General features: G+C 74.8%; 30 protein-coding genes. 13 read left to right on the forward strand and 17 right to left on the reverse strand.

What is annotated here, in order from left to right; all coding sequences use genetic code 11:
* Positions 1-14 precede the first annotated feature (14 nt).
* The 4 genes from ACK8HX_RS05915 to rpmB form a co-directional block, all read right to left on the reverse strand.
* Entirely contained in the window at positions 15-1,493 is a 1,479-nt protein-coding gene (locus ACK8HX_RS05915; protein ID WP_411939731.1) for a gamma-aminobutyraldehyde dehydrogenase, read from the reverse strand.
* A gap of 132 nt (positions 1,494-1,625) precedes the next feature.
* Positions 1,626-1,931 (reverse strand): 30S ribosomal protein S14, encoded by a 306-nt coding sequence (gene rpsN, locus ACK8HX_RS05920; protein ID WP_411939732.1) that lies wholly within the window; start codon positions 1,929-1,931, stop codon positions 1,626-1,628.
* Positions 1,931-2,101: a 50S ribosomal protein L33 gene (gene rpmG / locus ACK8HX_RS05925; RefSeq protein ID WP_411939733.1), complete on the reverse strand. Its 171-nt coding sequence runs from the start codon at positions 2,099-2,101 to the stop codon at positions 1,931-1,933. The genes rpsN and rpmG overlap by 1 nt, the downstream gene beginning before the upstream one ends.
* Positions 2,102-2,338, reverse strand: coding sequence for a 50S ribosomal protein L28 (gene rpmB / locus ACK8HX_RS05930; protein ID WP_411939734.1), 237 nt, complete (start codon positions 2,336-2,338; stop codon positions 2,102-2,104).
* Positions 2,339-2,419: 81 nt separating this feature from the next.
* On the opposite strand from rpmB, the gene ACK8HX_RS05935 reads away from it, so the two are divergent.
* From ACK8HX_RS05935 to ykgO, 4 genes are read left to right on the forward strand one after another with little or no spacing between them, the layout of a single operon-like run.
* Positions 2,420-2,560: a 50S ribosomal protein L31 gene (locus ACK8HX_RS05935; protein WP_411939735.1), complete on the forward strand. Its 141-nt coding sequence runs from the start codon at positions 2,420-2,422 to the stop codon at positions 2,558-2,560.
* Entirely contained in the window at positions 2,557-3,642 is a 1,086-nt protein-coding gene (locus ACK8HX_RS05940) for a CobW family GTP-binding protein (RefSeq protein WP_411939736.1), read from the forward strand. The genes ACK8HX_RS05935 and ACK8HX_RS05940 overlap by 4 nt, the downstream gene beginning before the upstream one ends.
* Before the next feature lie 38 nt (positions 3,643-3,680).
* Positions 3,681-3,848 carry a 50S ribosomal protein L32 gene (rpmF, locus tag ACK8HX_RS05945; protein ID WP_411939737.1) on the forward strand — a complete coding sequence of 56 codons (168 nt, stop codon included), beginning with the start codon at positions 3,681-3,683 and terminating at the stop codon, positions 3,846-3,848.
* Positions 3,845-3,967, forward strand: a complete 123-nt coding sequence (gene ykgO, locus ACK8HX_RS05950) for a type B 50S ribosomal protein L36 (RefSeq protein WP_411939738.1) — start codon at positions 3,845-3,847, stop codon at positions 3,965-3,967. Before rpmF ends, ykgO begins: the two co-directional genes overlap by 4 nt.
* Before the next feature lie 77 nt (positions 3,968-4,044).
* Here ykgO and ACK8HX_RS05955 read toward each other — a convergent pair whose 3' ends face one another.
* Together ACK8HX_RS05955 and ACK8HX_RS05960 are read right to left on the reverse strand one after the other, a co-directional pair.
* A complete protein-coding gene (locus tag ACK8HX_RS05955) occupies positions 4,045-4,320 on the reverse strand; it encodes an HU family DNA-binding protein (RefSeq protein WP_411939739.1) in 276 nt (91 codons plus the stop codon).
* Between the two features lie 41 nt (positions 4,321-4,361).
* Positions 4,362-5,348 (reverse strand): small ribosomal subunit Rsm22 family protein, encoded by a 987-nt coding sequence (locus ACK8HX_RS05960; protein ID WP_411939740.1) that lies wholly within the window; start codon positions 5,346-5,348, stop codon positions 4,362-4,364.
* Positions 5,349-5,489: 141 nt separating this feature from the next.
* Here ACK8HX_RS05960 and trxA point away from each other — a divergent pair, with 141 nt between their 5' ends.
* Complete coding sequence (gene trxA, locus ACK8HX_RS05965; RefSeq protein ID WP_411939741.1) at positions 5,490-5,879, forward strand: thioredoxin; 390 nt, start codon at positions 5,490-5,492, stop codon at positions 5,877-5,879.
* Between the two features lie 17 nt (positions 5,880-5,896).
* Entirely contained in the window at positions 5,897-6,157 is a 261-nt protein-coding gene (locus ACK8HX_RS05970; protein ID WP_411939742.1) for a metal-sensitive transcriptional regulator, read from the forward strand.
* A 355-nt stretch (positions 6,158-6,512) separates the two neighbouring features.
* On the opposite strand, the gene ACK8HX_RS05975 is transcribed toward ACK8HX_RS05970, so the two are convergent.
* From ACK8HX_RS05975 to ACK8HX_RS05985, 3 genes are all read right to left on the reverse strand, one after another.
* The gene (locus ACK8HX_RS05975; RefSeq protein WP_411939743.1) at positions 6,513-7,574 is read right to left on the reverse strand and encodes an alcohol dehydrogenase catalytic domain-containing protein; all 1,062 of its coding nucleotides are present in this window, start codon (positions 7,572-7,574) and stop codon (positions 6,513-6,515) included.
* A 91-nt stretch (positions 7,575-7,665) separates the two neighbouring features.
* Positions 7,666-9,504 carry a helix-turn-helix domain-containing protein gene (locus ACK8HX_RS05980; protein WP_411939744.1) on the reverse strand — a complete coding sequence of 613 codons (1,839 nt, stop codon included), beginning with the start codon at positions 9,502-9,504 and terminating at the stop codon, positions 7,666-7,668.
* A 50-nt stretch (positions 9,505-9,554) separates the two neighbouring features.
* Positions 9,555-10,349 (reverse strand): 3-hydroxybutyrate dehydrogenase, encoded by a 795-nt coding sequence (locus tag ACK8HX_RS05985; protein ID WP_411939745.1) that lies wholly within the window; start codon positions 10,347-10,349, stop codon positions 9,555-9,557.
* Positions 10,350-10,610: 261 nt separating this feature from the next.
* Here ACK8HX_RS05985 and ACK8HX_RS05990 point away from each other — a divergent pair, with 261 nt between their 5' ends.
* Complete coding sequence (locus ACK8HX_RS05990) at positions 10,611-11,735, forward strand: LacI family DNA-binding transcriptional regulator (protein ID WP_411939746.1); 1,125 nt, start codon at positions 10,611-10,613, stop codon at positions 11,733-11,735.
* A gap of 8 nt (positions 11,736-11,743) precedes the next feature.
* Here the strand turns inward: ACK8HX_RS05990 and ACK8HX_RS05995 are convergent, their stop codons facing one another.
* Positions 11,744-13,021 (reverse strand): cupin domain-containing protein, encoded by a 1,278-nt coding sequence (locus ACK8HX_RS05995; protein WP_411939747.1) that lies wholly within the window; start codon positions 13,019-13,021, stop codon positions 11,744-11,746.
* A complete protein-coding gene (locus ACK8HX_RS06000) occupies positions 13,018-13,254 on the reverse strand; it encodes a BatC protein (RefSeq protein WP_411939748.1) in 237 nt (78 codons plus the stop codon). Before ACK8HX_RS06000 ends, ACK8HX_RS05995 begins: the two co-directional genes overlap by 4 nt.
* Positions 13,255-13,425: 171 nt before the next feature.
* Between ACK8HX_RS06000 and ACK8HX_RS06005 the strand changes: the two genes are divergently transcribed.
* A complete protein-coding gene (locus ACK8HX_RS06005) occupies positions 13,426-15,297 on the forward strand; it encodes a DUF294 nucleotidyltransferase-like domain-containing protein (RefSeq protein WP_411939749.1) in 1,872 nt (623 codons plus the stop codon).
* Positions 15,298-15,316: 19 nt separating this feature from the next.
* Positions 15,317-16,033, forward strand: a complete 717-nt coding sequence (locus tag ACK8HX_RS06010) for an exonuclease domain-containing protein (protein WP_411939750.1) — start codon at positions 15,317-15,319, stop codon at positions 16,031-16,033.
* A gap of 81 nt (positions 16,034-16,114) precedes the next feature.
* Here the strand turns inward: ACK8HX_RS06010 and ACK8HX_RS06015 are convergent, their stop codons facing one another.
* Positions 16,115-16,279, reverse strand: a complete 165-nt coding sequence (locus tag ACK8HX_RS06015; RefSeq protein ID WP_411939751.1) for a hypothetical protein — start codon at positions 16,277-16,279, stop codon at positions 16,115-16,117.
* 81 nt (positions 16,280-16,360) lie between these two features.
* Between ACK8HX_RS06015 and ACK8HX_RS06020 the strand changes: the two genes are divergently transcribed.
* Positions 16,361-17,275: a LysR family transcriptional regulator gene (locus ACK8HX_RS06020; protein ID WP_411939752.1), complete on the forward strand. Its 915-nt coding sequence runs from the start codon at positions 16,361-16,363 to the stop codon at positions 17,273-17,275.
* A 12-nt stretch (positions 17,276-17,287) separates the two neighbouring features.
* Here ACK8HX_RS06020 and ACK8HX_RS06025 read toward each other — a convergent pair whose 3' ends face one another.
* Positions 17,288-19,924 carry an MMPL family transporter gene (locus ACK8HX_RS06025; RefSeq protein WP_411939753.1) on the reverse strand — a complete coding sequence of 879 codons (2,637 nt, stop codon included), beginning with the start codon at positions 19,922-19,924 and terminating at the stop codon, positions 17,288-17,290.
* A 23-nt stretch (positions 19,925-19,947) separates the two neighbouring features.
* Positions 19,948-20,643: a TetR family transcriptional regulator gene (locus tag ACK8HX_RS06030; RefSeq protein ID WP_411939754.1), complete on the reverse strand. Its 696-nt coding sequence runs from the start codon at positions 20,641-20,643 to the stop codon at positions 19,948-19,950.
* A gap of 268 nt (positions 20,644-20,911) precedes the next feature.
* On the opposite strand from ACK8HX_RS06030, the gene ACK8HX_RS06035 reads away from it, so the two are divergent.
* Entirely contained in the window at positions 20,912-21,529 is a 618-nt protein-coding gene (locus ACK8HX_RS06035; protein ID WP_411939755.1) for a dihydrofolate reductase family protein, read from the forward strand.
* Between the two features lie 109 nt (positions 21,530-21,638).
* Here the strand turns inward: ACK8HX_RS06035 and ACK8HX_RS06040 are convergent, their stop codons facing one another.
* Positions 21,639-21,962: a DUF309 domain-containing protein gene (locus ACK8HX_RS06040; RefSeq protein ID WP_411939756.1), complete on the reverse strand. Its 324-nt coding sequence runs from the start codon at positions 21,960-21,962 to the stop codon at positions 21,639-21,641.
* Positions 21,963-22,137: 175 nt separating this feature from the next.
* On the opposite strand from ACK8HX_RS06040, the gene ACK8HX_RS06045 reads away from it, so the two are divergent.
* The gene (locus ACK8HX_RS06045; RefSeq protein ID WP_411939757.1) at positions 22,138-23,826 is read left to right on the forward strand and encodes an ABC1 kinase family protein; all 1,689 of its coding nucleotides are present in this window, start codon (positions 22,138-22,140) and stop codon (positions 23,824-23,826) included.
* Positions 23,827-23,847: 21 nt separating this feature from the next.
* Here ACK8HX_RS06045 and ACK8HX_RS06050 read toward each other — a convergent pair whose 3' ends face one another.
* Both ACK8HX_RS06050 and ACK8HX_RS06055 read right to left on the reverse strand, forming a co-directional pair.
* On the reverse strand, positions 23,848-24,336 hold the full coding sequence (locus ACK8HX_RS06050) for a hypothetical protein (RefSeq protein ID WP_411939758.1): 489 nt from the start codon (positions 24,334-24,336) through the stop codon (positions 23,848-23,850).
* Between the two features lie 111 nt (positions 24,337-24,447).
* Positions 24,448-25,014, reverse strand: a complete 567-nt coding sequence (locus ACK8HX_RS06055) for a DUF2231 domain-containing protein (protein ID WP_411939759.1) — start codon at positions 25,012-25,014, stop codon at positions 24,448-24,450.
* Between the two features lie 120 nt (positions 25,015-25,134).
* Between ACK8HX_RS06055 and ACK8HX_RS06060 the strand changes: the two genes are divergently transcribed.
* A complete protein-coding gene (locus tag ACK8HX_RS06060) occupies positions 25,135-25,467 on the forward strand; it encodes a hypothetical protein (protein WP_411939760.1) in 333 nt (110 codons plus the stop codon).
* The last annotated feature ends 39 nt before the right edge of the window (positions 25,468-25,506 follow it).

A 25,506-nucleotide genomic window follows, 5' to 3' on the forward strand; every position in this document is an offset into this window, starting at 1 on the left:
GCTGACCGGCTGCATCAGGACGGCAGGGTGAAGATCGTTCGGTGCCACGGCTTCTCGGCCACAGCGGTGGTGTCGTGCATGACGTGCTTGACGTTCGTGTACTCGTCGAAGGAGTACGCGGACATGTCCTTGCCGAAGCCGCTGTGGCCGTACCCGCCGTGCGGCATCTCGCTGATGATCGGGATGTGGTCGTTGACCCACACGCACCCGGCGCGGATCTCGCGGGACGCGCGGCCCGCGCGGTAGGTGTCGCGGGTCCACGCCGAGGCGGCGAGACCGTAGACGGTGTCGTTGGCGAGCCGGATCGCCTCGTCGTCGTCGTCGAACGCCACGACGGCGAGCACGGGGCCGAACACCTCGTCGCGCCACAGCTCGGAGTCCAGCGGCACGTCGGACACGAGGGTCGGCTCGTAGTAGCAGCCACGGGCGAGGTCGCCGCCGGGAGCCGCCCCGCCGGTGACGACCTTCGCGTACGAGCGGGCCCGCTCGACCATCCCGGCGACCTTGTCGCGGTGCGCCACCGACGACAGCGGCCCGAGGTCGGTGGCCTCGTCGTCGGTGGCACCGAGGCGGACCTGCGCCATGAGGTCGGCGACCCCGCGGACGAAGTCGTCGTGGAGGGAGCGGTGGACGATCGCGCGGGTGGCCGCGGTGCAGTCCTGCCCGGTGTTGATGAGGGACGCGGCCACCGCACCGTGGACCGCGGCCTCGAGGTCGGCGTCGTCGAACACGACGAACGGGGCCTTGCCGCCGAGCTCGAGGTGGACGCGCTTGCCCGTGCGCGCCGCCGTGGCCATGACGCGGCGGCCGACGACGGTCGACCCGGTGAACGACGTCATCGAGACCCCGTCGTGGCCGACGAGGTGCTCGCCCGCCACGGGGCCGGTGCCGGTGACGACGTTGACGACCCCCGCGGGTGCCCCGGCCTCGGTGAGGGCCTCGGCGAAGAGCAGCGAGGTCAGCGGGGTGATCTCCGCCGGCTTGAGGACGATGGTGTTGCCGGCCGCGATGGCGGGCAGCACCTTCCACGCGGCCATCTGCAGCGGGTAGTTCCACGGGGCGATGGAGCCGACGACGCCGATCGGCTCGCGCCGGATGGAGGAGGTGTGGTCGCCGGAGTACTCGGCGCTCGCCATCCCGTCGAGGCGGCGGGCGGCGGTGCCGAAGAAGGCGGTGTTGTCGACGGTGCCCGGCACGTCGAACTCGCGCGCGAGGCGGATGGGCTTGCCCGCCTGGCGCGACTCGAGGGCGGCGAGCTCCTCGGCGCGGGCGTCGAGGATCGCCGCTGCCCTGAGCAGCACCGTGGAGCGCTCGACCGGCGTGGCCCGCGACCACTCCTCGAAGGCGGTGGCCGCGGCGGCCACGGCGGCGTCGACCTCGGCGGGCCCGGCGAGCCGCACCGTCTCGACCGTCTCGTTCGTGCTCGGGTCGAGGACGTCGAAGGTCTCGCCGGAGGACGCGTCGCGCCGCTCCCCGCCGATGTACTGGTGCATGACCTCGAGCATACGCAGGCCCCGGACCATCGGAAAAGGGGGCGTCCACCGCGATCGACGACGGAATCCGTGGCGACAGGCCCTGCGGGTGCGCGTTCTCGGTGGTCCCCGGGCTGCCGGCCCGCCGCGCGGTCACCAGGAGCTCTTCGTCACCCCCGGCAGCTCGCCCCGGTGCGCCATCTCGCGCAGCCGGATCCTCGAGAGCCCGAACCTGCGGTGGACGGCGCGCGGCCGCCCGTCGACGACGTCCCGGTTGACCAGGCGCGTCGGCGAGGCGTCGCGCGGCAGCCTCTGGAGGGCGAGGCGCGCCGCGGCGCGGCTCTCCTGCGTCCCACGGGGGTCACGCGCCGCGGCCCTCAGGGCGGCTCGGCGCTCGGCGTGGCGGGCGACGACCTCCCGCCGCCGGGCGTCCTTGGCCCGCAGGCTCGCCTTCGCCATCAGCGGGACTCCTTGAACTCGACGTGTCGGCGCACCTTCGGGTCGTACTTGCGCAGCACGAGGCGGTCGGGGTCGTTGCGGCGGTTCTTCTCGGTGACGTAGCTCGTCCCCGTCCCTGCGGTCGAGCGCAGGACGATCTTCGGGCGGACGTCGGCGGACTTCCTGGCCATCTAGAGCTTCACTCCCTTCCGGAGCAGGTCGGTGACGACCGCGTCGATCCCGCGGGCGTCGATGGTCCTGATGCCCCGCGCCGAGACCGTGAGCCGCACGTGCCGGCGCAGGCTGGGCACCCAGTACCGCTTCCTCTGGACGTTGACGTCGAAGCGGCGCTTCGTGCGGCGGTTCGAGTGCGAGACCGCGTGGCCGAAGCCGGGCACGGCACCGGTCACCTGGCAGGTGCGGGACATGGGGTCCTCTCGGGGTGTGGCGGAGCACCGAGCATGACATAGAATGATAATCGTTCTCAACCCATTCCCGAAGGGACCACCGTGCGACCCGACATCCACCCGCGCTACGAGCCCGTCGTCTTCCGCGACACCTCCACCGGCGCGATGTTCCTCACCCGCTCGACCCGTGTCCCGGACCGTACGGTCGAGCTCGAGGGCGAGACCGGCGGGGCCGGCTCGTGAGCGCGACACCCGTCTTCCTCGTCACGGGCCTGGACGCGGGCTCGATGGCGGCGGCGACCATCGGGCTGCAGTTCGACCTCCCCGACGCGGTCGTCGTCCGGCACGACCTCGACGCAGCGGCCGGCCACCTCGTGCGGACGGTGAGCGACCTCACCGGGCTGCTCGAGCGCGAGGTCGTCCCGCTCGAGCACGCCTGCACGAGCTGCGCGGTCCGCGAGGACGTCCTGCCCACCCTCGAGCGCCTCGGTGCCATCGGCCGGTGGGGCGCGGTCGTCGCCCACCTCCCCGTCGCTGCCGACGCCCTCTCGGTGTGCCGCGTCCTGGGCTGGGACGCCTCGGTGGCTCCGGGGGTCCGGGTCGCCGGCGTCGTCACCGCGCTCGACGGCGCCGCCGCCCTCGATGACCTCCTCGGCGACGAGATCCTCCCCGAGCGGCGCCTGGGGACCCTCGACACCGACCGGCGCGGCGTGGGCGAGGTCCTCGGCGCGATGGTCGAGTACGCCGACCTCGTCGCGATCTTCGGCGAGACGCCGGAGCCGGCGGTCGAGCTCGTCCGCCGCCTCGCGCGTCCCGGGGCGCTCGTGACGGCGGACTGGCCGGGGCTGCGCGCCGAACAGCTGCTCCCGGGGCTGCACGACCACGACGCGTCGGAGGCGTGGGTCGGCGAGGTCCACGACGGGCCGAGCCGGGAGTCCGAGGGCCCGCACGCGTGGACGCTCGAGCTGACCTCGACGCGCCCGTTCCACCCCGAGCGGCTGCGCGAGCACGCCGACGTCCTCGGCGGCGGCCCGTTCCGCAGCCGTGGCTGCTTCTGGCTCGCCAGCCGGCCGGCCGACGTCATCGCCTGGGACGGCGCCGGGGGCCAGCTGAGCGTCGGCGTCACGGGCTCCTGGGCCCGTGCGACGCCGCTGACCCGCATCCTCGTCACCGGCCTGCGGGAGGACGACGCGCGCGAACGGCTGCGGGCGACCTTCGAGGCCTGCCTGCTCACCGAGGCCGAGCTCGCGGCGCGCGGGCCGTTCTGGGACGTCGCGAGCGACGGTCTGGAGTCCTGGCTCGGCCCGGTCCGTCGAGCCGCCTGAACCCCCCTTCCACCCACCCCCACCGAGAGGAGCCCGTCGTGGCCGTCCCGAAGCGCCGCACGTCGCGCAGCAACACCCGTCACCGCAGAGCCGGCTGGAAGGCCGTCGTCCCCGACCTCGTGCCCGTGACCGTCGACGGCCGGGAGGTCGCCGTCCCGCGCCGACTCGTGCGCGCCGTCGCGCAGGGGCGGGTGGAGGTGCGATGAAGGTGCGCGCCAGCATCCGCTCGCTCAAGAACGCACCGGGCTCGCAGGTCGTCCGCCGCCGCGGGCGGGTCTACGTCATCAACCGCCTGAACCCGAGGTTCAAGGCCCGGCAGGGCTGAGCCGGCACCCGGCGGGAGACCGCGAACGGGGCGCCGACCGTGTGGTCGGCGCCCCGTTCGGCGTGTGGTGCGACGCGTCAGCCGTTGACCGCGCGCTTGAGCTGCGCGGCGGCCTTGAAGCCGACGGAGGTCGAGGCGGCGATGGCGATCTCCTCGCCCGTCTGCGGGTTGCGGCCGGTGCGGGCCGCGCGCTCGCGGGGCTCGAAGGTGCCGAAGCCCGCCAGGCGGACGTCCTCGCCCTTGGCGAGCTGCTCGCCGATGACGTCCAGGGCCGCGCCGATGATGTCCTCGGCGGCGGAGGCGGAGACGTCGGTCCGGCCGGCGACGGCCTGGGCGATGTCCTTCTTCGTCATGTGTCTGACTCCTTCAGTGCTGGTTGCGTACACGATCGACCCTAACCGGGCCTGCTGGGTGGCCACGCATCTCCCCAGGACGCGTCGCGCGCTGAACGGTACGCGAGCCGGTCACTGCGGGTGACGACCACCCTCCCTGCAGATCCCCGCGTGTCGCACACCTCGAGCTGGACGAGCCCCTTGCGGCTGACCGGGTGGCGCAGCACCCGCCCGGCCGCGCGGGGCACCGGCTCACGGCTCGCGACGACGTAGGAGAACTTCTCGTCCTCGTACCCGAGGGCACCCGCCTTGACACGTCGGTGCAGGCCCGACCGGTCCAGGCGAACCGAGAAGTGACACCAGTCGCCCGCGCGGGCCGCCACCGGGCAGGGCCCCTCCTGCGGGCACGGGGCCAGCACGTGCCACCCGAGCGCGACGAGCCGGTCGCGGGCCGCGAGCACCGCCGCGTATCCCCGCGGAGTGCCCGGCTCGATGACGAGGACGTGCCGCGCCGCCCGGGTCGCGGCGTCCACCACGGCTGCGTGGAGGGTTTCGTCGAGCTCACCGAGCACGTAGCTGACCGTGACCAGATCGGCCTGCGGCACAGCGACATCCGCAGTGATGAGGCGGCGCTCCCAGGTCGCCGAGGCCACGGGCGGGGGGCCGTGTCGCCCCACCCGACGACCGATGGCGAGGGCGTCGGACGAGCCGTCGAGGACGGTTGCCGACTCGAGCCCGTCGAAGGCCTCGGCGGCCGCCCACGTGGCCGCGCCGGTGCCTCCTCCGAGGTCGACGAGCGACCGCACGCCGAGGTCGGCGGGGTCGACGAGGTCGGTCGCGTGACGGAGGGCGCGTGCGACCGCGGCGTGTGTGGCCGGCATCCGGTAGGCGGCGTACGCGGCGGCCGTCACGGGGTCGCGCAGCACCTGCTCGGTCGGGGGCCCGCCGCTGCGGTAGACCTCGATGAGGGTCGCCGTCGCCCTGCGGAGGGCCTCGGCGGGGAGCCCGTCGAGGACCGCGTCGAGGGCGCGGGAGAGGCTGGTCGACACGCCGACATCCTCCCCCGCCGTCCACATCCCGGGATGATGCGGGCCTCCTGTCGTGTTGCACCCCGCAGACCGACGCCCGGGACGACACCCCCAGGGGCATACCCTGGGCCCGGGCCACCCGACCCAGCGAGGAGATCGCCCATGGCCACCGTCGAGCTGACCGCCGACACCTTCGAGCAGACCATCACCGACAGCGACATCGTCCTCGTCGACTGGTGGGCCTCGTGGTGCGGTCCGTGCCGCCAGTTCGCCCCGACCTACGACAAGGCGAGCGAGGCCCACGGCGACGTCGTCTTCGGCAAGGTCGACACCGAGGCCCAGCAGGCCCTCGCCGGTGCCGCGCAGATCACCTCGATCCCGACGATCATGGGCTTCCGCGAGGGGATCCTCGTCTTCCGCCAGAGCGGCGCCCTGCCCCCGGCCGGTCTCGAGCAGGTCATCCAGGGCATCAAGGGCCTCGACATGGACGACGTGCGGGCCCAGCTCGCCGCCTCGCAGGCCGGTGCCGCGGCCGAGCAGCAGAACGCCTGACCCCCCGAGGAGCCCGCATGCAGCTCGACCCCGCCGAGATGGACGCCGTCGTCAAGCGGCTGCGCCGCGCCCAGGGACAGATCGGCGGCATCCTCAAGATGATCGAGGACGGCCGCGAGTGCCAGGACGTCGTCACCCAGCTGGCGGCGGTCTCCAAGGCGCTCGACCGGGCGGGGTTCGCCGTCATCGCGGTCGGGCTGCGCCAGTGCCTCGCCGACCCCGAGGGCCAGGAGATGGACGTCGAGACCATGGAGCGCCTCTTCCTCTCCCTGGCCTGAGTCCCGCGGCCGATGGCGCTCGCGTGCGCGCCGGCGGCCGGCGGCCGGCGTCAGCGGGGCAGGGCGGAGCCGGTGACGAACCAGCCCCATGGCCGCGCCGGCCCGCCCACGACCGAATCCGCCCGACCGCGGCGTCGGGGCTGAGCCCGTGCTCGACGAAGCGCAGCGTCCCGCCGGGCCGCAGGACGCGTCGGGCCGCCACCGAGCTCGTCGTCTCGGCCGTCCCGAGAGGGCGACGCGTGGACTGGCCGGACGTCGCCCACCCGCCCTCGATGCAGCGCCCGGACGACGTCGACCGGCTCCTCCTCGGCCACCTCCCCGGCTGACGTCCCGCCCGGTGCCGGGGCGGCGCGGGTCAGCGCGTCGGGTCGACGACGAGGATGCCGCGCGACGGGGCGTCGCCCATCGCCACGAGGGCCGCGCCCGCCTCCTCCAGCGAGAGCGGCTCGGTGTCGGGGGCGAGGAGGTCGTCGAGGCGCAGCCGCCCGCTCACGACGTCGTCGAGGAGGGCGGGGTAGTCGGCGGCCGCCATCCCGTGGCTGCCGAGGACGTCGAGCTCCCAGCCGATGACGCGCTCCATCGGCACCGCGGCCGCGCCGGCGGCCGGCGGGAGGAGGCCCACCTGGACGTGTCGGCCGCGCCGGGCGAGCGCGAGGATGCTCGTGCGGCACGCGTCGGGGGAGCCGAGGGCGTCGATGCCCACGCGGACCCCCGCCCCGCCCGACCAGTGGCGCACGGCCTCGACCACCCGGTCGACCCCGATCGATGCGTCCACCACCTCGTCGGCCCCGTTCGCGAGCGCCCGCTCGAGGGAGTCCGCCGACACGTCGACCGCGCACACGAGCGCTCCGCGGGCGCGGGCGACGGCGACCGCCGCCAGCCCCACTCCGCCGCACCCGATGACGAGGACGTGCTCCCCGCCCTCGACCCGGGACCGGTGCACGACCGCGCGGTACGCGGTGGCGACCCGGCACCCGAGGCCTGCCGCGGCCTCGACCGCCAGCCCGTCGGGGAGCGGCACGAGGTTGGTCGCCGCCGCGTGGACGACCACGAGCTCGGCGAAGGACCCGGGGTCGGTGAAGCCGGGCTGGCGCTGGTCCGGGCAGACCTGGCCGTCGCCGCCGCGGCAGACCGGGCACACCCCGCACGCCATGACGAAGGGAGCGGTCACCCGGCGGCCGACCCAGGCGGCGTCGACCCCCGCCCCGACCGACTCGACGACACCGGCCAGCTCGTGGCCGGGGACGTGCGGGAACGTCGCGATGTCGGGGTCGTGGCCCGTCCAGCCGTGCCAGTCGCTGCGGCAGAGCCCGCTCGCGAGCACGCGCACGACGGCGCCACCCGCGGGGGCGACGGGGTCGGGCACCTCGGCGACGACGGGCGTGGCTCCGAAGGCGTTGTAGGTCAGCGCGCGCACGCCCCCACCCTCCCACCCGTGGCGAGTGCCCAAGTGGTCGCCCCGGCAGCCACCTCCGCACTCGCCGCGGGGGAGATGGGGGACACGGGCCTCAGGGGTGGTCGAGGAGGCGGCTGAGGCGCAGCGCCAGCTGGAGCTCGAGGGAGCGCTCGGGCTCCTGCCAGTCCTCACCGAGCAGGGCGCCGACCCGTTCGAGCCGCTGCGCCACGGTGTTGACGTGCACGTGCAGCCGCCCGGCGGCGTGGAGGGGGCTGCGGCCGGCCTCGAAGAACGCCGCGAGCGTGCCGAGCAGGTCGGTCCCGCGCCTGCGGTCGTACTCGACGAGCGGGCCGAGCTCGCGCCCGACGTATGCCTCGACGTCCGGGGCCGACCCGACGATGAGGCCCGCGAACCCCAGCTGGGTCGCCGCGGCGCCGCGGCCCCGGTGGCCGAGGGCGACCAGCGCGGCGACGGTGCGCACGGCCTCCTCGTGGGCCGCCGGGAGGCCGTCGACCCCCTGGAGCGGGCCGACGCCGGCCACGGTCGCGGCGGTCCGCCGGCCGAGGCGCTGCGCGGTGGTGCGGGCCAGGGCGTCGGGGTCGCTGCCCGGGACGAGGGCCACGATGTCGCCGTCGTGCGCGCCGACGAGGGCGCCCTCGCCGACGACCGAGCCCGCCGAGAGCAGCAGCGCGCGGGTCGACGCCGACGGGTCACCGCGCAGGACGAGCAGGCAGTAGGGCGTGCCGGGGTCGACCCCGGCCCCGCGCGCGAGCTCGAGGCGGTCGTCCTGCGAGCCGCGGGCCGTCACGAGCTCGGACAGGACGCGGTTGCGGGCCGACTGCCGGGCGTCGGCGGCCTGGCGCTCGAAGAGGAGGACGAGGGCGGTGACGACCCCCGCCCGCTCGACGGTGCGGCGGTCGGAGTCGTCGAGTGCGCCGGCGCCCCCGACGACGAGGGTGCCCAGGCGCTCGCGGGCGGCCGCGATGGCGAGCGCGTAGACGCCGTTGCGCTCGACGAGGCGCCCGGCGTCGAGGTCGGCGACCCCCTCGGGGACCTGCGCCGTCGACGGCGACGCGCTGCGCACCGCGCCGTCCTCGCCGAGCACGACCGCCCACCCGCCGAGCAGCTCGGCCAGCGCCCTCGTGAGGTCGTCGACGCCGCCACCCTCGAGGACGAGCGAGGCGAACCGGTCGTGGGCGGCCGCGGCCTTCTCCACCCCGGCGGCGTACTGCTGCACGGTCTCGTGCGCCTCGGACAGCCGGTGGAGGGCGTCCTCCGCGTCCGCGAGGGCGCGGGTCTGGACGAGCGTGACCGCCGCGAGCGTCGCGAGGTTGCTGAGGAGGCCGACCTCCTCGTGCGTGAACGGGCGCGAGCTGCGGTTCGCGGCGAAGAGCACGCCGACGAACTCGCCGTCGACGACGAGGGGCGTGCCGCAGATGGCGACGATGCCCTCCTCGCCGACGGCTCCGTCGATCTCGCGGGTGTGGCGGAACCGGTCGTCGGTCCAGTAGTCCGCGGTCCAGTAGGGCTTCCGGGTCTTGGCGACCAGGCCCCCGAGGCCGGCGCCGAGCGCGAGCCGGACCGACTGGAACGCCGCCGACACCGAGCCGTCGGTCGCGCGCATGTAGGTGTCCTGGCGCTCGGCGTCGAAGAGGGTGAGGTAGGCGAGGTCGGCGCGCAGGAGGGCACGGGCCCGGCGGACGATCGCGTCGAGGACCTGCGCCGGGTCGTGCTCGGTCGCCAGCGCCCGGGCCGTCTCGAGGAGGGCGGCGAGGCCGGCCTCGCGCCGCTGGTGGACCTCCCGGGCGGTGGCGATGCGCAGGGCGAGGTCGCGCGCGGCGGGCGGTGCGGTGGCGGCGGCGACGTCGGCGGCCGGGGCGTCGTCGGCGAGCAGCTCGAGCAGGCCCATGAGGTCCTCGAGGGCGGCCCCCGCCTCCGGCTGCGTCGTCACGGCCCCGATCCTAGGGAGGGCGCGGGGCCCGCGCGGCGGGCCGAGCGCCCTCAGTGGGCCGTCCACCCGCCGTCCATGGTCAGGCTCGCGCCGTTGACCGACGCCGAGGCCGGGCCGCAGAGGAAGAGGACGAGGCTCGCGACCTCCTCCGGCTCGACGAGCCGCTTGACCGCGACGGGGGCGAGCATGACGTCCTCGAGGACCTCGGACTCCTCGATGCCGTGGGTGCGGGCCTGGTCGGCGATCTGCGCCTCGACGAGCGGGGTGCGGACGTAGGCCGGGTTGACGCAGTTGCTCGTCACGCCCTTGGGCCCGCCCTCGAGCGCGACGACCTTCGACAGGCCCTCGAGGCCGTGCTTGGCGCTGACGTACGCCGACTTGTACGCGCTCGCCCGCAGCCCGTGGACGCTCGAGACGTTGACGACCCGCCCCCATCCGCGCTCGTACATGTGCGGCAGCGACTGGCGGATGAGGCGGAACGGGGCGGCGAGCATGAGCCGGTGGATGAGGTCGAAGCGGTCGACGGGGAAGTCCTCGACGGCGCTGACGTGCTGGACGCCGGCGTTGTTGACGAGCACGTCGACGTCCGTGGGCAGGCCACCGAGGGCGTCGAGGTCGGAGAGGTCGGCGACGACGGGGGTGACGAGCGCCATGTCGGCGAGGGCGGCGAGGGCGCCGGCATCGCGGTCGACCGCGTGGACCTTGGCCCCGCGGTCGGCGAGAGCCCGGGCGACGGCGAGGCCGATGCCGCTCGCGGCCCCGGTGACGAGGGCGGTGCGCCCGTCGAGGTCGGGGAGCAGCCCGGCGACGGGCGGTCGGGGGGCGTCGTCGCGTGCGTCGGCCATGGACGAGGACGCTAGGCGCGGGCGGGCGGCGCCCTCATGTGGGCACCGCACACAATCCGACCGGACCCCTGTGCGGGCGCGCCGCCACCGGACGAGCCCTTCTCGCGAACGTGGGTGAACATCGTCGGCCTGCCGACGATGTTCACCCACGTCCGAGGGATGCGGGCCGGGGCGTGGTCGACCGGCAGCCCGGGGTCACGGTTTCGACACGCTCCCTCGACAGGGGTGGATCTCGCGCGTTGCACGCGGCACGATCGGGACGTGGAGGATGGGAGCGCTCCCACGCGCAGCCGCGTCGCGGGTCCACCGCGGCCGTCCCGTCCCGCACCGTCTGGCACCCGTGCCGAGGCCGACCGGGAACCCGGCCACGGCACGGGTGCCGGGCGGGCCCCCACCCTCGACGAGGTCGCCCGCGCCGCCGGGGTCGGGCGGGGCACCGTCTCGCGCGTCGTCAACGGTTCGCCCCAGGTGTCCGACGCGGCGCGGGCCGCCGTGCAGCGCGCCGTCGACGAGCTGGGCTACGTGCCCAACCGGGCGGCCCGCTCGCTCGTCACCCGCCGCACCGACACCGTCGCCCTCGTCGTGTCCGAGGACGGCGACCGCCTCTTCGGCGACCCGTTCTTCGCGGCGACGGTCCGCGGCATCGGCGAGCGGCTCGCCGCCTCGCGCCACCAGCTCGTCCTCACGATGGCGGGCTGCGCGGCCGAGCGCGCCCGCGTCGAGGAGTACCTCACCGACCAGCACGTCGACGGCGCCCTCCTGCTGTCGATGCACGCGGGGGACGACCTCGCCGACGTCCTCGAGGCGCGCGGGCTCCCCACGGTCACCGCGGGACGGCCCGTCGGCCGGCACCCGGCGTGCGTCGTCGACGCCGCCAACCGCGCCGGCGGCCGCGCGGCGGTCGACCACCTCGTGCGGTCCGGGCGGCGCCGCGTCGCGGTCGTGAGCGGCCCCCTCGACATGTCGTCGGGGGTCGACCGCCTCGCCGGCGCCCGCGACGCCTGGGCGGAGGCGGGCCGCGACCCGGACGTCCTCCGCGTCGTCGAGGGCGACTACGGCGAAGGGTCCGGGGCCTCCGCGATGCGCGAGCTCCTCGCCACGGGGGAGCGCCCTGACGGGGTCTTCGCGGCCTCCGACCTCATGGCCGCGGGTGCGCTGCGCGTCCTGCGCGAGAACGGGATCCGCGTGCCGGAGGACGTGGCGCTCGTCGGCTTCGACGACTCCCCGGTCTGCCTGCTGACCGACCCCTCGCTGACGAGCGTGCGGCAGCCGGTCGAGGAGATGGGCGCGGTGATGGCCGACCTCCTCCTCGCGCGGATCGCAGGCCGCGAGGTCCCGGCCGAGACCGTCCTGCCGACGACCCTCGTGGTCCGGGCCTCGGGTTAGGTACCCGGTCAGGGGAGAGGCGGGCGCGGGGCCGCGGCCGGCGCCTCGTCATCCGACGGGACGACCACCCCCGCGAGGACGAGACGGCGGAGCAGGTCCTCGTGCAGCCGCCCCGGTTCGAGGGCGCCGGAGAGGACGACGCGGAGGGCGTCGTGCGCGTCGTGCGGGACCTCGACGCGACCGACGCGCGTGACGAGCGTGTCGCCCTCCCACCGGGAGGCGAGGCCGTCGCGCACGCGCCACCCGTGGACGTGGGTGCGCTCGGCGGCGGCGTGCTGCCCGAGGACGCCGAGCGGCTCGGCCCGCTGCGCGCCGCGGGCCCGGGCGGCGAGGAGGGCGGCCAGCTCGTCGTCGGTCACGGCGTCGAGGGCGCGGTCGAGGGCGGCACGGACGACCCCGCGGGCGTCACGGCTCGTCCCGGCATCGAGGACGTCGGCGCCGAGGGGGAGGGAGGCCCGGGCCTCGGCGTCGGCGTCGAGGTGCGTGGCCGCCGCGCGCAGGAGGTCGTCGACGAGCGTGCGGACGGTCCAGACGTGGATGCCGAAGGTCAGGTGGGTGCTGACCCCGCCGAGCGCGGTGGCCGAGTGGAGCCAGCCGCGGGGGAGGTAGAGGCAGTCGCCGGGACGCAGGACGGCGTCGACGACGGGGGCGGCGGTGGCGGCGCGGGCGACCTCGTCGCGGCGCTCGGTCCACGGCTGGCTGCGCAGCGGCGCCTCGAGGACGGGAGGACGCACGCGCCAGTGCTTCTCGCCGGCGACCTGGACGACGAGGACGTCGTGGACGTCGTAGTGGTCCGCGAACCCCTGGTTCTGGGGAGGGGTGACGTAGGCGTTGACCTGGACCGGGTGGCCGAGGTCGGCGGCGAGCTCGCGCGCCGTCGTCGCGACCGGTGCCCACGTCCGGTGCAGCGCCTGGAGGACGATCGTCGCCCCCTCGGCGAACAGGCGCAGCACCTTGTCCTCGCTCACCTGGTCACCGACCGTCGCCCCGACACCCCCGCCGAGGGTGAACGCGCTGTCGGGCAGGGTGGCGCCGGTGCGAGCCATCCGCAGGAACGGGGTGCGCAGCGCCCGGGAGGAGAGCAGCTCGTCGACCGCGGCCTGGCCGAAGCCGTGGGTCGGCGGGGGGAGGGCGTCGGCGCGGGTGAGGAGGGGGGCGCGGCCCCAGTGGTCGCGGGCGAACTCCTCGCGGGTGAGGGCGACGAAGGTGGCGAGCCCGCGCGTGGCCGCGCCGGCGCCCGGGCCGTCGGTCGGGACCGTGGCCCGGGCGTCGGCGGGCGTCGTCACTGCCCGGAGTCCGCCCCGCCGTCGGCGCCGCCGTCGTGCTCACCGGGGACGCCGGTCTCGTCGGCCCCGCTGTCGGCCGGTCCCTCGGCGTCGGCGCCGCCGCCGTCCGCCCCGCCGTCGGCGCCGCCGTCGTGCTCGCCGGGGACGCCGGTCTCGTCGGCTCCGCTGTCGGCCGGTCCCTCGGTGCCGAAGCCCACGTCGGGCAGCTGCTCCTCGCTCGGGATGTCGCTCATGGCTGTTCCCTTCCACTCGGGCGCCGGGCTCGGCACCGCGGACCACTCACTCAAGCACCCCGGCGGGACGAGCGGGGGTTTGCGTCCGCAGGGCGCGACCTTCGACGAGCCGGTTGACCTGCGCGGACGCGGCCCGGGCGCCCGCGGGCGGACTCCTGCCACGATGGACACATGGCCCTCGACGCCGAGCTCGCGCCGATGCGCGACTTCCTCGCCGCGCACGAGCCGTTCGACGCCCTGCCCCCGGCCGTCCTCGACCGCCTGCCCGCCCGCATGACGGTGCGTTACTACCGGCGCGGCACCCGCCTCATCGAGCGCGGGCACGACAACCACCACCTCTTCGTCCTGCGGTCCGGCGCGGCCGAGGTCCACGACGCGCAGGGCACCCTCGTCGACCGGGGCGGCGAGGGCACCTGCTTCGGCTCGATCACCCTGACGCAGGGGAACCCGTCGACGATGGACGTCACCGCCATCGAGGACTGCCTGGCCCTCCTCCTCCCCGCCGACGACTTCGCCCGGCTGTGCGCCGACCACCCCGACGTCGACGCGTTCTTCGACGCCCAGCGCCGCCGCCGGCTGAGCGGCGCGGTCGCCGAGCTCCAGCTCTCGACGACCGGCTCGGCCATCCTCCGGACCCGGGTCCGGGACCTCGTCGAGCGGGCACCCGTCGCCGTGCCGGCGACCGTGAGCGTGCGGGACGCGGCGCGGACGATGGACGACGAGGGCGTCTCCTCCCTCCTCGTCATGGAGGGCGGGCGCCTCGAGGGGATCGTCACCGACCGGGACCTGCGAACGCGCGTCCTCGCCGCCGGGGTCGACCCGACCGTCCCGGTGAGCGAGGTGATGACGCGCGAGCCGGTGACCGGGTCGGTCGAGGCCCTGGCGTTCGAGGTGCTCCTCCAGATGGTCGCGCGCGGCATCCACCACGTGCCGGTCGTCGACGCCGAGGGGCGCCCGGTCGGCCTCGTGACGACGACCGACCTCCTGCGCGTCGAGCAGGGCAACCCCGTCTACCTCGCGAGCGAGGTCGCCGGCCAGCCGGATGCCGAGGGGGTCGCGCGGGCGGCGAGCCGGCTGCCCCACGTCGTCGCCTCGCTCGTCGAGCAGGACGCCACGGCCGACGACATCGGCCGGGTCGTGACGGCGGTCGGCGACGCCGTGGAGCGCCGGCTGCTGACCCTCGCCGAAGCCGACCTCGGGCCGCCGCCGGTGCCGTACTGCTGGGTGACCCTGGGCTCGCGGGCCCGGCTCGAGCAGGCCCTCGCGGCCGACCAGGACAGCGCGCTCGTCGTCGACGACGCCGCCGGGGCGGGGGACGCCGCGTGGTTCGAGGCGCTCGCCGAGCGCGTGACCGCCGACCTCGCCGCCTGCGGCTGGCCGCGCTGCCGCGGCGACATCATGGCGAGCAACCCGCGATGGCGACGCAGCCTCGACGGGTGGCGCACGCGGTTCTCGCGGTGGGTGGCCCAGCCCGTCCCGGAGGCCGTCCTCGGCGCGAGCGTCTTCTTCGACATGCGGCCCGTCCACGGGGACCGCACCCTGCACGAGCGGCTGGAGCGGCACGTCCTGTCGATCACGCCGGGCTCGACGACCTTCCTCACCCACCTGGCCGCCCACGCGCGCGACCGCGAGCCGCCGCTCGGGTTCTTCCGGGGGCTCGTCCTCGAGAGGGAGGGCGAGCACCGGCGCACGCTCGACATCAAGCGGGGCGGCGTGGCGGCCGTCGTCGAGCTCGCCCGGGTCCACGCGCTCGCGGTCGGCACGCCGGCCGTCAACACCCACGCGCGCCTCGAGGCCGCGCGGGCCGCCGGCGTCCTCGCCGACGAGCGGGCGGCGGACCTCCGGGACGCCTACGAGTTCATCTCCTACGTGCGGCTCCGACACCAGGCCGCACAGGTGCGGGCCGGGACCGCCCCCGACTCGTACGTCGACCCCAGCGCCCTCTCGAACTTCGACAAGCGGCACCTGCGCGAGGCGTTCGCCATCGTGCGGGCCGCCCAGGGTGCGCTCGCGCACCGCTACCCGGTCCAGTACGTGTCGTGAGCAGCCCCCCGGAGGTCCGGTGAACGGCTGGGCTGACGCCCTCCTGCGCCGTGGTCCGGAGGGGCGCCGGCTGCGGGCGCTGCGCCGGGTGCGGCCCGGTCCCCTCGCCGACCACCTCGCGACACCCCTGCCCGACCGGGACACCCCGCTCGACCGCCTGCCGCTCCTCGCCGTCGACCTCGAGACGACCGGGCTCGACCCGCGCCGCGACCGGATCCTGTCGATCGGCTGGGTCCCCGTCGACGGGGGTGAGGTCCGCCTCGGGGGCGCCGGCCGCGTCGTCGTGCGCGACGGGGGCGCGGACGGTGTGGGCCAGAGCGCGGCGGTCCACGGCATCACCGACGACGACCTCGTCCACGGCACGGCGCCGGAGGACGCGGTGGGCGCCCTCCTGGGCGCCCTCGCCGGGCGGGTGCTCCTCGCGCACTTCGCGGCGGTGGAGACCGGCTTCCTCGGGGCGGCCTGCCGGCGGTCGTGGGGGGTAGAGCCCCCGTTCGTCGTCGTCGACACCCTCGAGCTCGAGCGCCGCGCGCTGGTGCGGGCCGATCGGCGGCACGCCGAACCGGGTGCGCTGCGCCTCGCGACGGCCCGGGCCCGTCGCGGGCTGCCGCCCTACCCCCTCCACGAGGCGCTCACCGACGCCCTCGCGTGCGCCGAGCTCTACCTCGCCCAGCGCGCCGAGCTGGAGCACACGACCCCGGAGACGACTCTGACCCTCCGCCAGGTCGTGGCGTGAGGGTCAGTGAGGCGGTGCGACCGGGTGCGGTCGCGCGTCCCGGCGGCGGCGGCGGTGGCGCCTGCCGGGTCGGGGTGCGGCTCAGAACATGCGGGGGCTGGACTGGGCCATGAGGTAGAGCTCGTGCGACTCGCGGACGAGGTCGCGGTCGGTGTGCTGGGTCCAGCCACGGCCGGCCTGGCGGCTGGTCCGGAACTGGGAGGCGATGGCGCGGGCCTTCTGGACGGAGAGGGATGCAGTGTTCATGTCCTCAATGGTGGACCCTGCAACTGTTCAGCACAACGCGACTTTGCTTAGGAGTCATCAAGCAGCGCTTAACATTGGCCCATGCTCGACCCCCACCGCCTCCGCGTCTTCCGTTCCGTCGTCGCGAGCGGCTCGGTCCAGGCCGCCGCCGACAACCTCGGGCTGACGTCCTCGGCCGTCAGCCAGCACCTCCAGGCCCTCCAGCGCGAGACCGGCCTCACCCTGTTCCAGCGCTCGGGGCGCGGGATCGTCCCCACCGACGCGGCGGTCGTCCTCGACGCGCAGAGCGACGAGGTGATGAGCCAGTGGGGCCGGCTCGAGCAGGTCGTCTCGGACCTGCGCGACGGGCGGTCGGGGCGGCTGACGATCGGCTACTTCGCGTCGGCCGGGGCCGCGTGGATGCCCTCTCTCGTCAAGCGGCTGACCAACGAGTTCCCCGACCTCGTCCTCGAGCTCGTCCTCACCGAGGTCGAGCACCGGGGGCCGCGGCCGGACATCGACCTCGTCATCGACCCGCCGGACTCCCCTGTGCCACAGGGCTACAACCGCGTCGACCTCATCGACGACCAGTACGTCGCCGTCGTCCCCCGAACCCACGCGCTGGCCGAGGAGGCCGCCATCCCCCTGACGGCGCTGCGCGGGGAGACGTGGGTGAGCAACGACTACCCCAAGGCGTTCGGCCACCGGCTGCTCGTGGCCGCCTGTGCCGCAGCCGGATTCCGCCCGAGGTTCACCGTGCAGGCGCAGGACCACTACACGGCGATCGGCTTCGTGGGTGCCGGCATCGGGGTGTCGGTGATGCCCGGCCTCGCCGCCCGCAGCCTGCCGGCGACCGTCGCCCGCATCGACCTCGAGCCGCCGGCGCCGGTGCGGCACCTGGCCGCTCTCGTCCGCGACTCCGGCACCGCCAACCCGGCCGCGGAGCGGGCGGTCGCCCTGCTGACCGACCTCATCCACCACCCGAGCGCCCTGCCGCGCCGCGCCCTCCCCCGCTGACCCGGGGTCGGGTCAGGAGGAGACGGGCTCCTTGGTGTGCTCGGCCTCAGAGGTGGCCGCCGGCGCTGGTGCTGTGTGCCGCCCGCCGCCGAAGTGGCCTGACTCCAGGCGCTGCGCGAGCTTGAGCCCTTCGACGTCGAGGTCGGGCAGCAACCGGTCGAGCCAGCGCGGCAGGTACCAGGCGCGGTCGCCGAGGAGGTGCATGACGGCCGGCGTCAGCGTCATCCGCACGAGCACCGCGTCGACGATGACGCCGACCGCGAGCCCGAACCCGATCGGCCGGACCATCGCGAGGTGGGAGTACGCGAACCCGAGGAAGACGGAGAACATGATGACCGCGGCGGCCGTGACGACCTTGGCGCCGTGGACGAACCCGGTGCGGACGGCGGTGCGGCTGTCCTGCCCGTGGGCGCGCGCCTCGTGCATCCCCGAGACGAGGAACATCTGGTAGTCCATCGCGAGGCCGAAGAGCACGCCGATGAGGATGATCGGCCCGAACGCGAGGATGGGTCCGGGGTGGTTGACGCCGAATGCCGCTGCGGCCCAACCCCATTGGTGCACCGCGACGGTTGCGCCGAACGCGGCTCCGATGGACAGGAGGAAGCCGCCGGTCGCGACGAGCGGCACGACGACCGACCGGAACACGAGGACGAGGATGACGACCGACAGGCCGACGACGACCAGGAGGTAGCCGGGCAGTGCCGCCGCCATCCGCTCGGACAGCTCGATGTTCGCGACCGTCTGGCCGGTGAGCCCGACGTCGATGCCGGTGTGCCGCTCGAGGAGACCGCTCGCGAAGGTGATCCGGTCGACGGTCTCCTTCGTCGCGGGGTCGGCGGGGCCGGTGGTCGGGACGATCTGGAAGGCGAGGGTGTCCTTGTCCCCGCTCACGCCGAACGGGAGCACGCTGCGCACGCCGTCGACGTCCTTGAGCGCGGTGGCGATGCGGGCCTGCTCGTGGAGCACCTGCGCGTCGGTGGAGGGCCGGTCGCCCTCGGGGAGGGTGGCCACCGCGACGACGGGGCCGTTCATGCCCGCGCCGAAGGCCGAGCCGATCGTCTCGTAGGCCACCTGGGCGGACGAGCCCTTCGGCTCCGCGCCGCCGTCGGGGAGCCCGAGCTGCATCGAGGCGACGGGGACCGCGGCCGTCCCGAGGACGGCGACGACGCCGAGCACGGTGAGCCACGGGTGGCGGGTCACGAGCCGGACGTACCAGCCGCCGTGCTCCTCCTCGGCGGAGGCGGTTCCGTCCTCGGGGTCGTCGGCCGAGGGGGCCGTCCGCGAGGCGGGGTCGCCCGGCACGGCCCAGCCCGCCTTGCGCCACCCGCGGCGGGACACGACCCGCGGGCCCATGAGCCGCAGGACGGCGGGGCTGACCGTCACGGCGACGACGACCGCCACCGCCACCGTCGCCGCCGCGACGAGGCCCATCTCGGCGAGGATCGGCATCCCGGACAGGGTGAGGGCCGCGAGGGCGATGACGACCGTCATCCCGGCGAACACGACCGCGCTGCCCGCGGTGCCGACGGCGCGGCCGATCGACTCGACGGGGTCGTCACCGCGCAGCAGCGAGGACCGGTGGCGGTTGACGATGAAGAGCGCGTAGTCGATGCCGACCGCGAGGCCGAGCATGAGGGCGAGGGCGGGCGTCGTCTGGTTGAGGTCGACGACCGCCGTCGTCGCCATCGCGGCCCCGAGGCCGACGCCGACGCCGAGCAGCGCGACGAGGAGCGGGAGGCCCGCCGCGACGAGGCTGCCGAGGACGACGACGAGGACGAGGACCGCCACGGTGAGGCCGATGACCTCGCCGGGACCGACGAGCGCGACGTCCTGGGTGATCTCGACGCTGTAGTGGGCGGTGACGCCGGCGGCGGCGAGCCTCGCCTCCGCCGCGGCGGGGATCCTCTCGCGGTCCTCGAGCGGCACCGACTGCGGTGCGTCGTCGAACTGCAGCTGGGTCACGGCGACGCGGCCGTCCTCGCTGACGAGCCCGGTGCCGCCGGACGCGGCGCGCACGTCGGTGCCGTCGGCCAGCTGGTCGCGCCCGGCCTTGAGCTCGGCGGTGCCCTTCTCGAGGTCGGCCTCGGCCGTGGCGAGCTGAGCGCGTCCCTCCTCGACCTGCTCGCGCAGGGCCGGGATCGAGGGGTCGTCGGGGTTCGCGGCCTGGAGCTGCTTCAGGAGGGCCTCGCCGCCGGCGAGCCGGCCCTTCCCGGCGTCGAGCTGCGCGCGGCCGTCGGCGAGCTTCTTCTCGCCCTCGGCGAGCTGCGTGCGCGCGGCCTCGAGCTCGGCGCCGGACGCGTCGAGCTGCTCCTGCGCCTCGAAGGGGTCGATGACGCGGGTCACGTGCGGGACCTCGCGCCAGTCGGCGAGCACCTCCTGCACGGCGGCGCGCTGCGCGTCGGTGAACTCGCCGGACCCGCTCTCGAGGACGACCGTGGCGAATCCGCCGGCGGCCTCGGGGATCTCGCGGCCGAGGTTGTCCAGGACGCGCTGGAACTGGGTGTCCGGGATGGTGATCCGGCTGCTCAGCGGGTTGCCCACGGTTCCGGCGAGCCCACCGACGAGGACGAGGAGCGCCGCCCAGAGGGCGAGCACGCGCCAGGCGTGCGTCGCGCACCAGCGGCCGAGGCGGTACAGGAGGGAGGACATGGGACCTTCTCGGGGTGGGGCGGTCAGGAGGACCGGCCGGCGGCGCTGCCGGTGCGGTGGGGCCGGGCGGAGCCCAGGCCGGTGCGGGCGATGGCGAGCGAGGTGGCGACGGCCTCGCCGAGGTCGACCGGCTCGGCCGTGGGATCCGCGGTGGCGCGGGCCCAGACGCGGAAGGCGCCCTCGGCCGCACCGACGGCGATCGAGGCCGTCGTCGAGACGACGAGGTCGCTCGTGCCCTCCGGGAGCCGGCCGCGCAGCCACTCCTCGAGCTCGTCGAGCCAGGCGTGCATCTCGACGAGGACGAGGCCGCGCGCGTGGGTCGAGACCTCGGCGGCGCGGGCGATGACGGCGATCCGCTCGAGCAGCTCGGTGTCGCTCGAGTCGGTGAGGCAGGCGAGCGCGGTGTCGAGGACGTCCTCGTCGGCCGGACGCGCGTGGAGGCGCTCGGTGACCGAGTCGAAGAACTGCGCGAGGCTGGCGGTGAGGACGGAGTCGACGGAGGGGAAGTAGTTGAAGAAGGTGCGCCGCGAGACGCCGGCGCGGTCGGCGACGGCCTCGGCGGTCAGGGCCTCCACGCCCTCGTCGCGCACGATCGCGTAGGCCGCGTCGGCCAGGGAGCGGCGGGTCTCGTCGCGCTTGCGGTCGCGCAGCGAGGTCGCGGCCGAGACGACGGCACAGCGGTCGCGGCCGGTGTCGCGGGAGCGGGGTCGGATGGTCACGACGACGACGGTAGCGCTGAAGTGCACTGCCGTGCAAACGTGCACACCGATGCACTTGCGCTCCGATGACGCGCGTGCTCGGGCACGACACACGTGATCCGCCGACTCCCGCAAGCCGCTTGATGTGTTGATCCAGTCGCTTGAGCTTTCCCCGTGACGTCTCGTGGCTGCGGGCGCCGTGGGGGATCCACGCGGCCCGACTCACGGAGGATCGACGCGGCCCGTGCGCAGGACCCCGACCGCGTGGAGGGTCTGCCACTGTCGAGGGATGGCAACGGTGGTGCTGCACGCAGTGGTCTCGGTCGACGGCTACATCGCCGGTGAGGACGACGACCCCGGACCGCTCTTCGACTGGTACGTCAACGGCGACCAACCGCTCACCGACGAGGCCGGCGAGCGGCAACACGCACGGTTCCGGGTGAGTGCCGCCTCCGCCGCGTACACCCGCCCGTTCTGGGACAGCATCGGCGCGACGATCATGGGCCGTCACCTGTTCGACCTCACGAACGGCTGGGACGGCAACCCGCCGGCCGGTGAGCACCTGGTCGTCGTCTCCCACCGCCCGAAGCCCGACGGCTGGCACCCGGAGGCCGACGTGCCGTTCTTCTCCGACGTCGCCGCGGCCGTCGAGGAGGCCGAGCGCCGAGCCGGGGACAAGGTCGTCGCCATCTGCGCCGGCAACGTCGGCGGGCAGGCCCTCGCGCTCGGCCTCGTCGACGAGGTGGCCATGGACGTCGTCCCCGTCGTCTTCGGCAGGGGCAAGAGGTTCTTCGGCGACCTCGACGCCCAGCACCTCCTGGGAGACGCGACGACGGTCATCCAGGGCAACCGCGTCCTCCATCTCCGCTACCCCACCCGCCGCGCGGATGAGGCGGGCGCGAGCTAGCCCACGCCGGCGAGCGGATGCGCGATCGGCTGGCGCCGAACGCGCGGCACGTGCGCGTCAGGCCGCTGACGGACTGAGGGCTCGCAAGAGACCGTGGAACGGTGCACCGTCAGAAGGTGCCGATGTGCCTGCGAGCCTGATCCGCCGCTTCGGTCACGTCGACGCCGTGGGCCCCGCGTCCCGTCGATGCGAACGCGGCCAGTCTGTCCGCCGCCCGTTCGAAGAGCCGCTCCGCCCCGACCTGGTTCCCGCGGGCGGCATGGGTGAGAGCAACGCAGACCTGCGCAAGGCCCTGCCACAGATCCGCCTCCTCGGTCGGTCCGGCTTTCCACCGTGCTTCGAGGACCTCGTGGGCTGCGAACGGGCGGCCTGCGTCGATGAGCTCTCTGGCCTTCCTCAGCGCTTCCCGCGGCGGCAGGGGCTCCTCGGACACCGGCTCGACACCCTCAGCGCCGTAGGGCAGTGGTCGACCCAACGCGTCCCGAGGCCTCGCTTGACGAGCCCGACCCTCGGTGTCGCGGTCACGCTCTGCTCCAGTCGTCACACCGCCAGAGTCCCAGAGGAGTGCCGGTGGTTGCACTCGAGGGTGCAGGCGCAAGGATGTGCGCATGCCGAGCCCTGTGGACAGCAGATACGTGGACCTCGTGCGACTCCTGCACCGTTACGGCCGATCCGACCTGGTGTCCGGGGCGCAGCTGGACGAGTTCTCCGTCGATGACCCGGGTCCCGGGACCGGCGACCCCATCAGCGGGGACACCGAGACGGCGGAGCAGTTCGCGGCGGACCTCGAACGGATGGGGCCCACCTTCATCAAGCTCGGGCAGCTGCTGTCGACCCGCTTCGACCTGCTCCCGGCCGCGTACACGACCGCGTTGGCCAGGCTGCAGGACACCGTCGAGCCGATCCCGTTCGCCGAGGTCCGGGAGGTCGTGGAGTCCGAGCTGGAGGCGTCGATCGGGGAGCGGTTCAGTGACTTCTCCGTCGACCCGCTGGCCTCGGCGTCGATCGGGCAGGTCCATGCCGCGACGTTGCGCAACGGCCACGAGGTCGTCGTCAAGGTGCAGCGGCCCGGGGTGCGCGAGACCATCCGTGACGACATGGAGGTCCTGACCCGCTTGGCCACCGTCGTCGACAAGCGCACCGAGGCGGGCCGCCAGTTCGGGTTCGGTCAGCTGCTCGCCCAGTTCCGCCGCTCGGTGGCCGGGGAGCTGGACTACCGGCGCGAGGCCAAGAACCTCGTCACCTTCGCGGAGCTGACCGCCGAGTGCGACCGGCTCCTCGTGCCCCAGCCGGTCCTGGAGTACACGACGAGCAGGCTCCTGACCATGGACCGTGTCGAGGGCCGCAAGATCACCGACATCGGACGCCTCGGGCTCATGGACATCGACGCCCGCCCGATCGTCGAGCAGCTGTTCCAGGCCTACCTGCGGATGATCCTCGACCACGGGGTCCTGCACGCGGACCCCCACCCCGGCAACCTCCTCCTCACCGACGACGGCCGGCTGGCCCTGCTGGACTTCGGGATGACGGCCTCGGTCCCCCCGCGCGTCCAGGACCAGGTCGTCAAGCTCCTCCTGGCGATCAGCGACGGCGACGGCGAGGAGACGGCCGCGATCCTGGCGGCGATGGGCCACCCGATCGAGGGCTACGACGCGGCCGCCTTCCGCGACGACGTGACCCACCTGGTCTCCGAGGCGGTGGCGAGCGGCGCGGACCTGCAGGTCGGGACGGTGCTGGTCGACCTGAGCCGCCTCTCCGGCGTCCACGGGCTGCGCCCGCCGGCCGAGATGTCGATGATCGGCAAGGCCATGCTCAACCTCGACCAGGCCACCTCCCACCTCGACCCGACGTTCGCCCCCGCCCAGTGCATCCGCGACAACGTCAGCCAGATCTTCGCCTCGAGGCTGAAGGCGACCCCCGGCGGACTGCTCTCCGCGGCGATCGAGGCGAAGGACTTCACGGCCCAGCTGCCCAAGCGCGCCAACCGGATCCTCGACGCCATGGCCGCCGGCGAGTTCCGGCTCCGCGTCGACGCCATCGACGAGCAGCGCCTCCACCTGGTGCTGCAGCGCACCGCCAACCGCCTCACCCTCGGCCTGGTGATCGCCGCAACCCTCATCGGGGCCGCGCTGATGATGCGCGTGCCGTCGTCCTGGACCCTGCTCGGCTACCCCGGGATCGCCATCGTGTTCTTCCTCCTGGCCGCCGTGGCCGGCATCGCGCTGGCCGTGTGGATCATCACGACCGACCGCAAGGTCGCCCAGACCGACCAGTCCCACCGCGGCGGGCGAGGGTAGGGGCCGGGTGCACGGGGCAGGCTAGTTGCGGATGTAGACGACCGCCGTGGTCTGCGCCGTGCAGACGACGACCTTGCCGTCGGTGCAGCGCATGTCGTAGGCGAGGTTGGTCACCGGGCTGTGCGCCTTGAAGCGGACCGTCCCGCCGCCGGCCTCCCGCCATCCGGCCTCGACGTTGAGCGCGAACGGACAGCTCGTCCTGGGGCCGGCGAAAACGATGCTGCTGCAGGTGGTCACGGGCTGTGGGATGGGCGGCAGCGGCTCGAGCGAGGCACTCGCCCGCGGGCTGGGAGTTGCGGGCGGCGTCGTCCCGTCGTCCGTCGCGCCCGCTGCCGGCGTCGCACCCGCTGCCGGCGTCGTGACCGCGGCGCCGGCCACCGGGGTGCGGGGCGGGCCGTCGGCGGAGGGGTCGGGCCAGAGCCAGGCGAACAGCGCGATGGCGGCTGCGGCGGCGGTGGCGATGGCGCTGACCCAGCCGGCCGCCGCGGAGCCGGACTCCTTGCTCGTCATCGTCACCGCCCCTGTCGTGGTGGGCCCTGCAGCAGGTCCCCCACAAGGGTGGGCCCGCAGGATCGACGCCCGCAAGCGTTTCGACCGATGACGTCCGACGATCGGCGCAGGTCAGTCGGTGTCGGTCGTCGCGAAGGCGGGATGACGAGTGCCGACCTTGCGGGCCGAGGTGAGGTGGCCGCCGAGGTAGGCGGCGAAGCCAGCGACCGACGCGCCGGCGTACCCGAGGGTGGCCCCCGCGCCGTGGGCGCCGCGACGGCGGGCGACCCAGGACGCCGCGTAGAGCCCGATGACGAGGCCGTTGCTCGCAGCGTGGACCAGGCCGACACGCTTCTCCCGCGGCCCCGCCTCGGCCCACTGCGCCCAGCCGGTCCAGGCCGTGGGACCCGCGACCGCGAGACCCGCCCCGACGAGGAGGCGCGCGGCATCGCGGGAGCCCTTCCCGCCGACGAGGTCGAGCAGCGACGCCGACTGCCACGACCCGAGGGCGATGCTCGTGAGCACCGGGTGGAGGGCGTGGCCCAGCCAGTCGCCACGCAGCACCTTGCCGCGCAACCCGCTGGCGAAGGTCGAGCGGATGGTGGGCTCGACGGCGCCGACCGCTTCGTCGAGGGCGGACAGCTCCTCGAGCCGCCGCATCCACGTCACGGGGGCGGGGGCCTTGTCGACCGAGCTCATGCTGGTTCTCCTCGTCGTCGTCGTGCTCAGCACCGTACGACCTGCGGCGACGTCGCGACAGGTGGGCGGCGGCGCCGAAACCCGGTTGGCCCGGGCGCGGCCGGCTGTCACGCTCGCGGGATGCCGCACCAGACGTTCGACCCGCCGTACGACCAGCTGCTCGCGACCGCCGAGCGGGTTGCGAGGGAGCGGCCCGAGGTCGACCGTGACCTGGCGCTCGAGGTCTTCGAGGAGGCGGCGAGGCTGCTCCACGACGGCCTCGCCCTCGACGGGCTCGACGAGCACGACGCCCGCGCGGTCGTGGGCGCCCTGTGCGAGGACCTCGTCTCCGACGACCCGGGGCAGGCCGTGCGCGCGCGTGCCGACGACGTCATCAGGAACCCCGGCGACCTCCACGACCCGACGGGGGTGTCGGCCTCCCTCGCCGTCGCGGTGACGATCCTCCAGCTCTGAGGCCCGGCGTCCTCCACCGACCGGGACTACCGCTCGCCC

Source organism: Oryzobacter faecalis, from assembly GCF_046764005.1.
GTDB lineage: Bacteria > Actinomycetota > Actinomycetes > Actinomycetales > Dermatophilaceae > Oryzobacter > Oryzobacter faecalis.

Coding starts and splice junctions, on each gene's coding strand:
- ACK8HX_RS05915 (WP_411939731.1), bottom strand. CDS start 1,493: ATGCACCAGTACATCGGCGGGGAGCGGCGCGACGCGTCCTCCGGCGAG.
- rpsN (WP_411939732.1), bottom strand. CDS start 1,931: ATGGCGAAGGCGAGCCTGCGGGCCAAGGACGCCCGGCGGCGGGAGGTC.
- rpmG (WP_411939733.1), bottom strand. CDS start 2,101: ATGGCCAGGAAGTCCGCCGACGTCCGCCCGAAGATCGTCCTGCGCTCG.
- rpmB (WP_411939734.1), bottom strand. CDS start 2,338: ATGTCCCGCACCTGCCAGGTGACCGGTGCCGTGCCCGGCTTCGGCCAC.
- ykgO (WP_411939738.1), top strand. CDS start 3,845: ATGAAGGTGCGCGCCAGCATCCGCTCGCTCAAGAACGCACCGGGCTCG.
- ACK8HX_RS05955 (WP_411939739.1), bottom strand. CDS start 4,320: ATGACGAAGAAGGACATCGCCCAGGCCGTCGCCGGCCGGACCGACGTC.
- trxA (WP_411939741.1), top strand. CDS start 5,490: ATGGCCACCGTCGAGCTGACCGCCGACACCTTCGAGCAGACCATCACC.
- ACK8HX_RS05970 (WP_411939742.1), top strand. CDS start 5,897: ATGCAGCTCGACCCCGCCGAGATGGACGCCGTCGTCAAGCGGCTGCGC.
- ACK8HX_RS05985 (WP_411939745.1), bottom strand. CDS start 10,349: ATGGCCGACGCACGCGACGACGCCCCCCGACCGCCCGTCGCCGGGCTG.
- ACK8HX_RS06000 (WP_411939748.1), bottom strand. CDS start 13,254: ATGAGCGACATCCCGAGCGAGGAGCAGCTGCCCGACGTGGGCTTCGGC.
- ACK8HX_RS06005 (WP_411939749.1), top strand. CDS start 13,426: ATGGCCCTCGACGCCGAGCTCGCGCCGATGCGCGACTTCCTCGCCGCG.
- ACK8HX_RS06015 (WP_411939751.1), bottom strand. CDS start 16,279: ATGAACACTGCATCCCTCTCCGTCCAGAAGGCCCGCGCCATCGCCTCC.
- ACK8HX_RS06020 (WP_411939752.1), top strand. CDS start 16,361: ATGCTCGACCCCCACCGCCTCCGCGTCTTCCGTTCCGTCGTCGCGAGC.
- ACK8HX_RS06025 (WP_411939753.1), bottom strand. CDS start 19,924: ATGTCCTCCCTCCTGTACCGCCTCGGCCGCTGGTGCGCGACGCACGCC.
- ACK8HX_RS06035 (WP_411939755.1), top strand. CDS start 20,912: ATGGCAACGGTGGTGCTGCACGCAGTGGTCTCGGTCGACGGCTACATC.
- ACK8HX_RS06045 (WP_411939757.1), top strand. CDS start 22,138: ATGCCGAGCCCTGTGGACAGCAGATACGTGGACCTCGTGCGACTCCTG.
- ACK8HX_RS06050 (WP_411939758.1), bottom strand. CDS start 24,336: ATGACGAGCAAGGAGTCCGGCTCCGCGGCGGCCGGCTGGGTCAGCGCC.
- ACK8HX_RS06055 (WP_411939759.1), bottom strand. CDS start 25,014: ATGAGCTCGGTCGACAAGGCCCCCGCCCCCGTGACGTGGATGCGGCGG.
- ACK8HX_RS06060 (WP_411939760.1), top strand. CDS start 25,135: ATGCCGCACCAGACGTTCGACCCGCCGTACGACCAGCTGCTCGCGACC.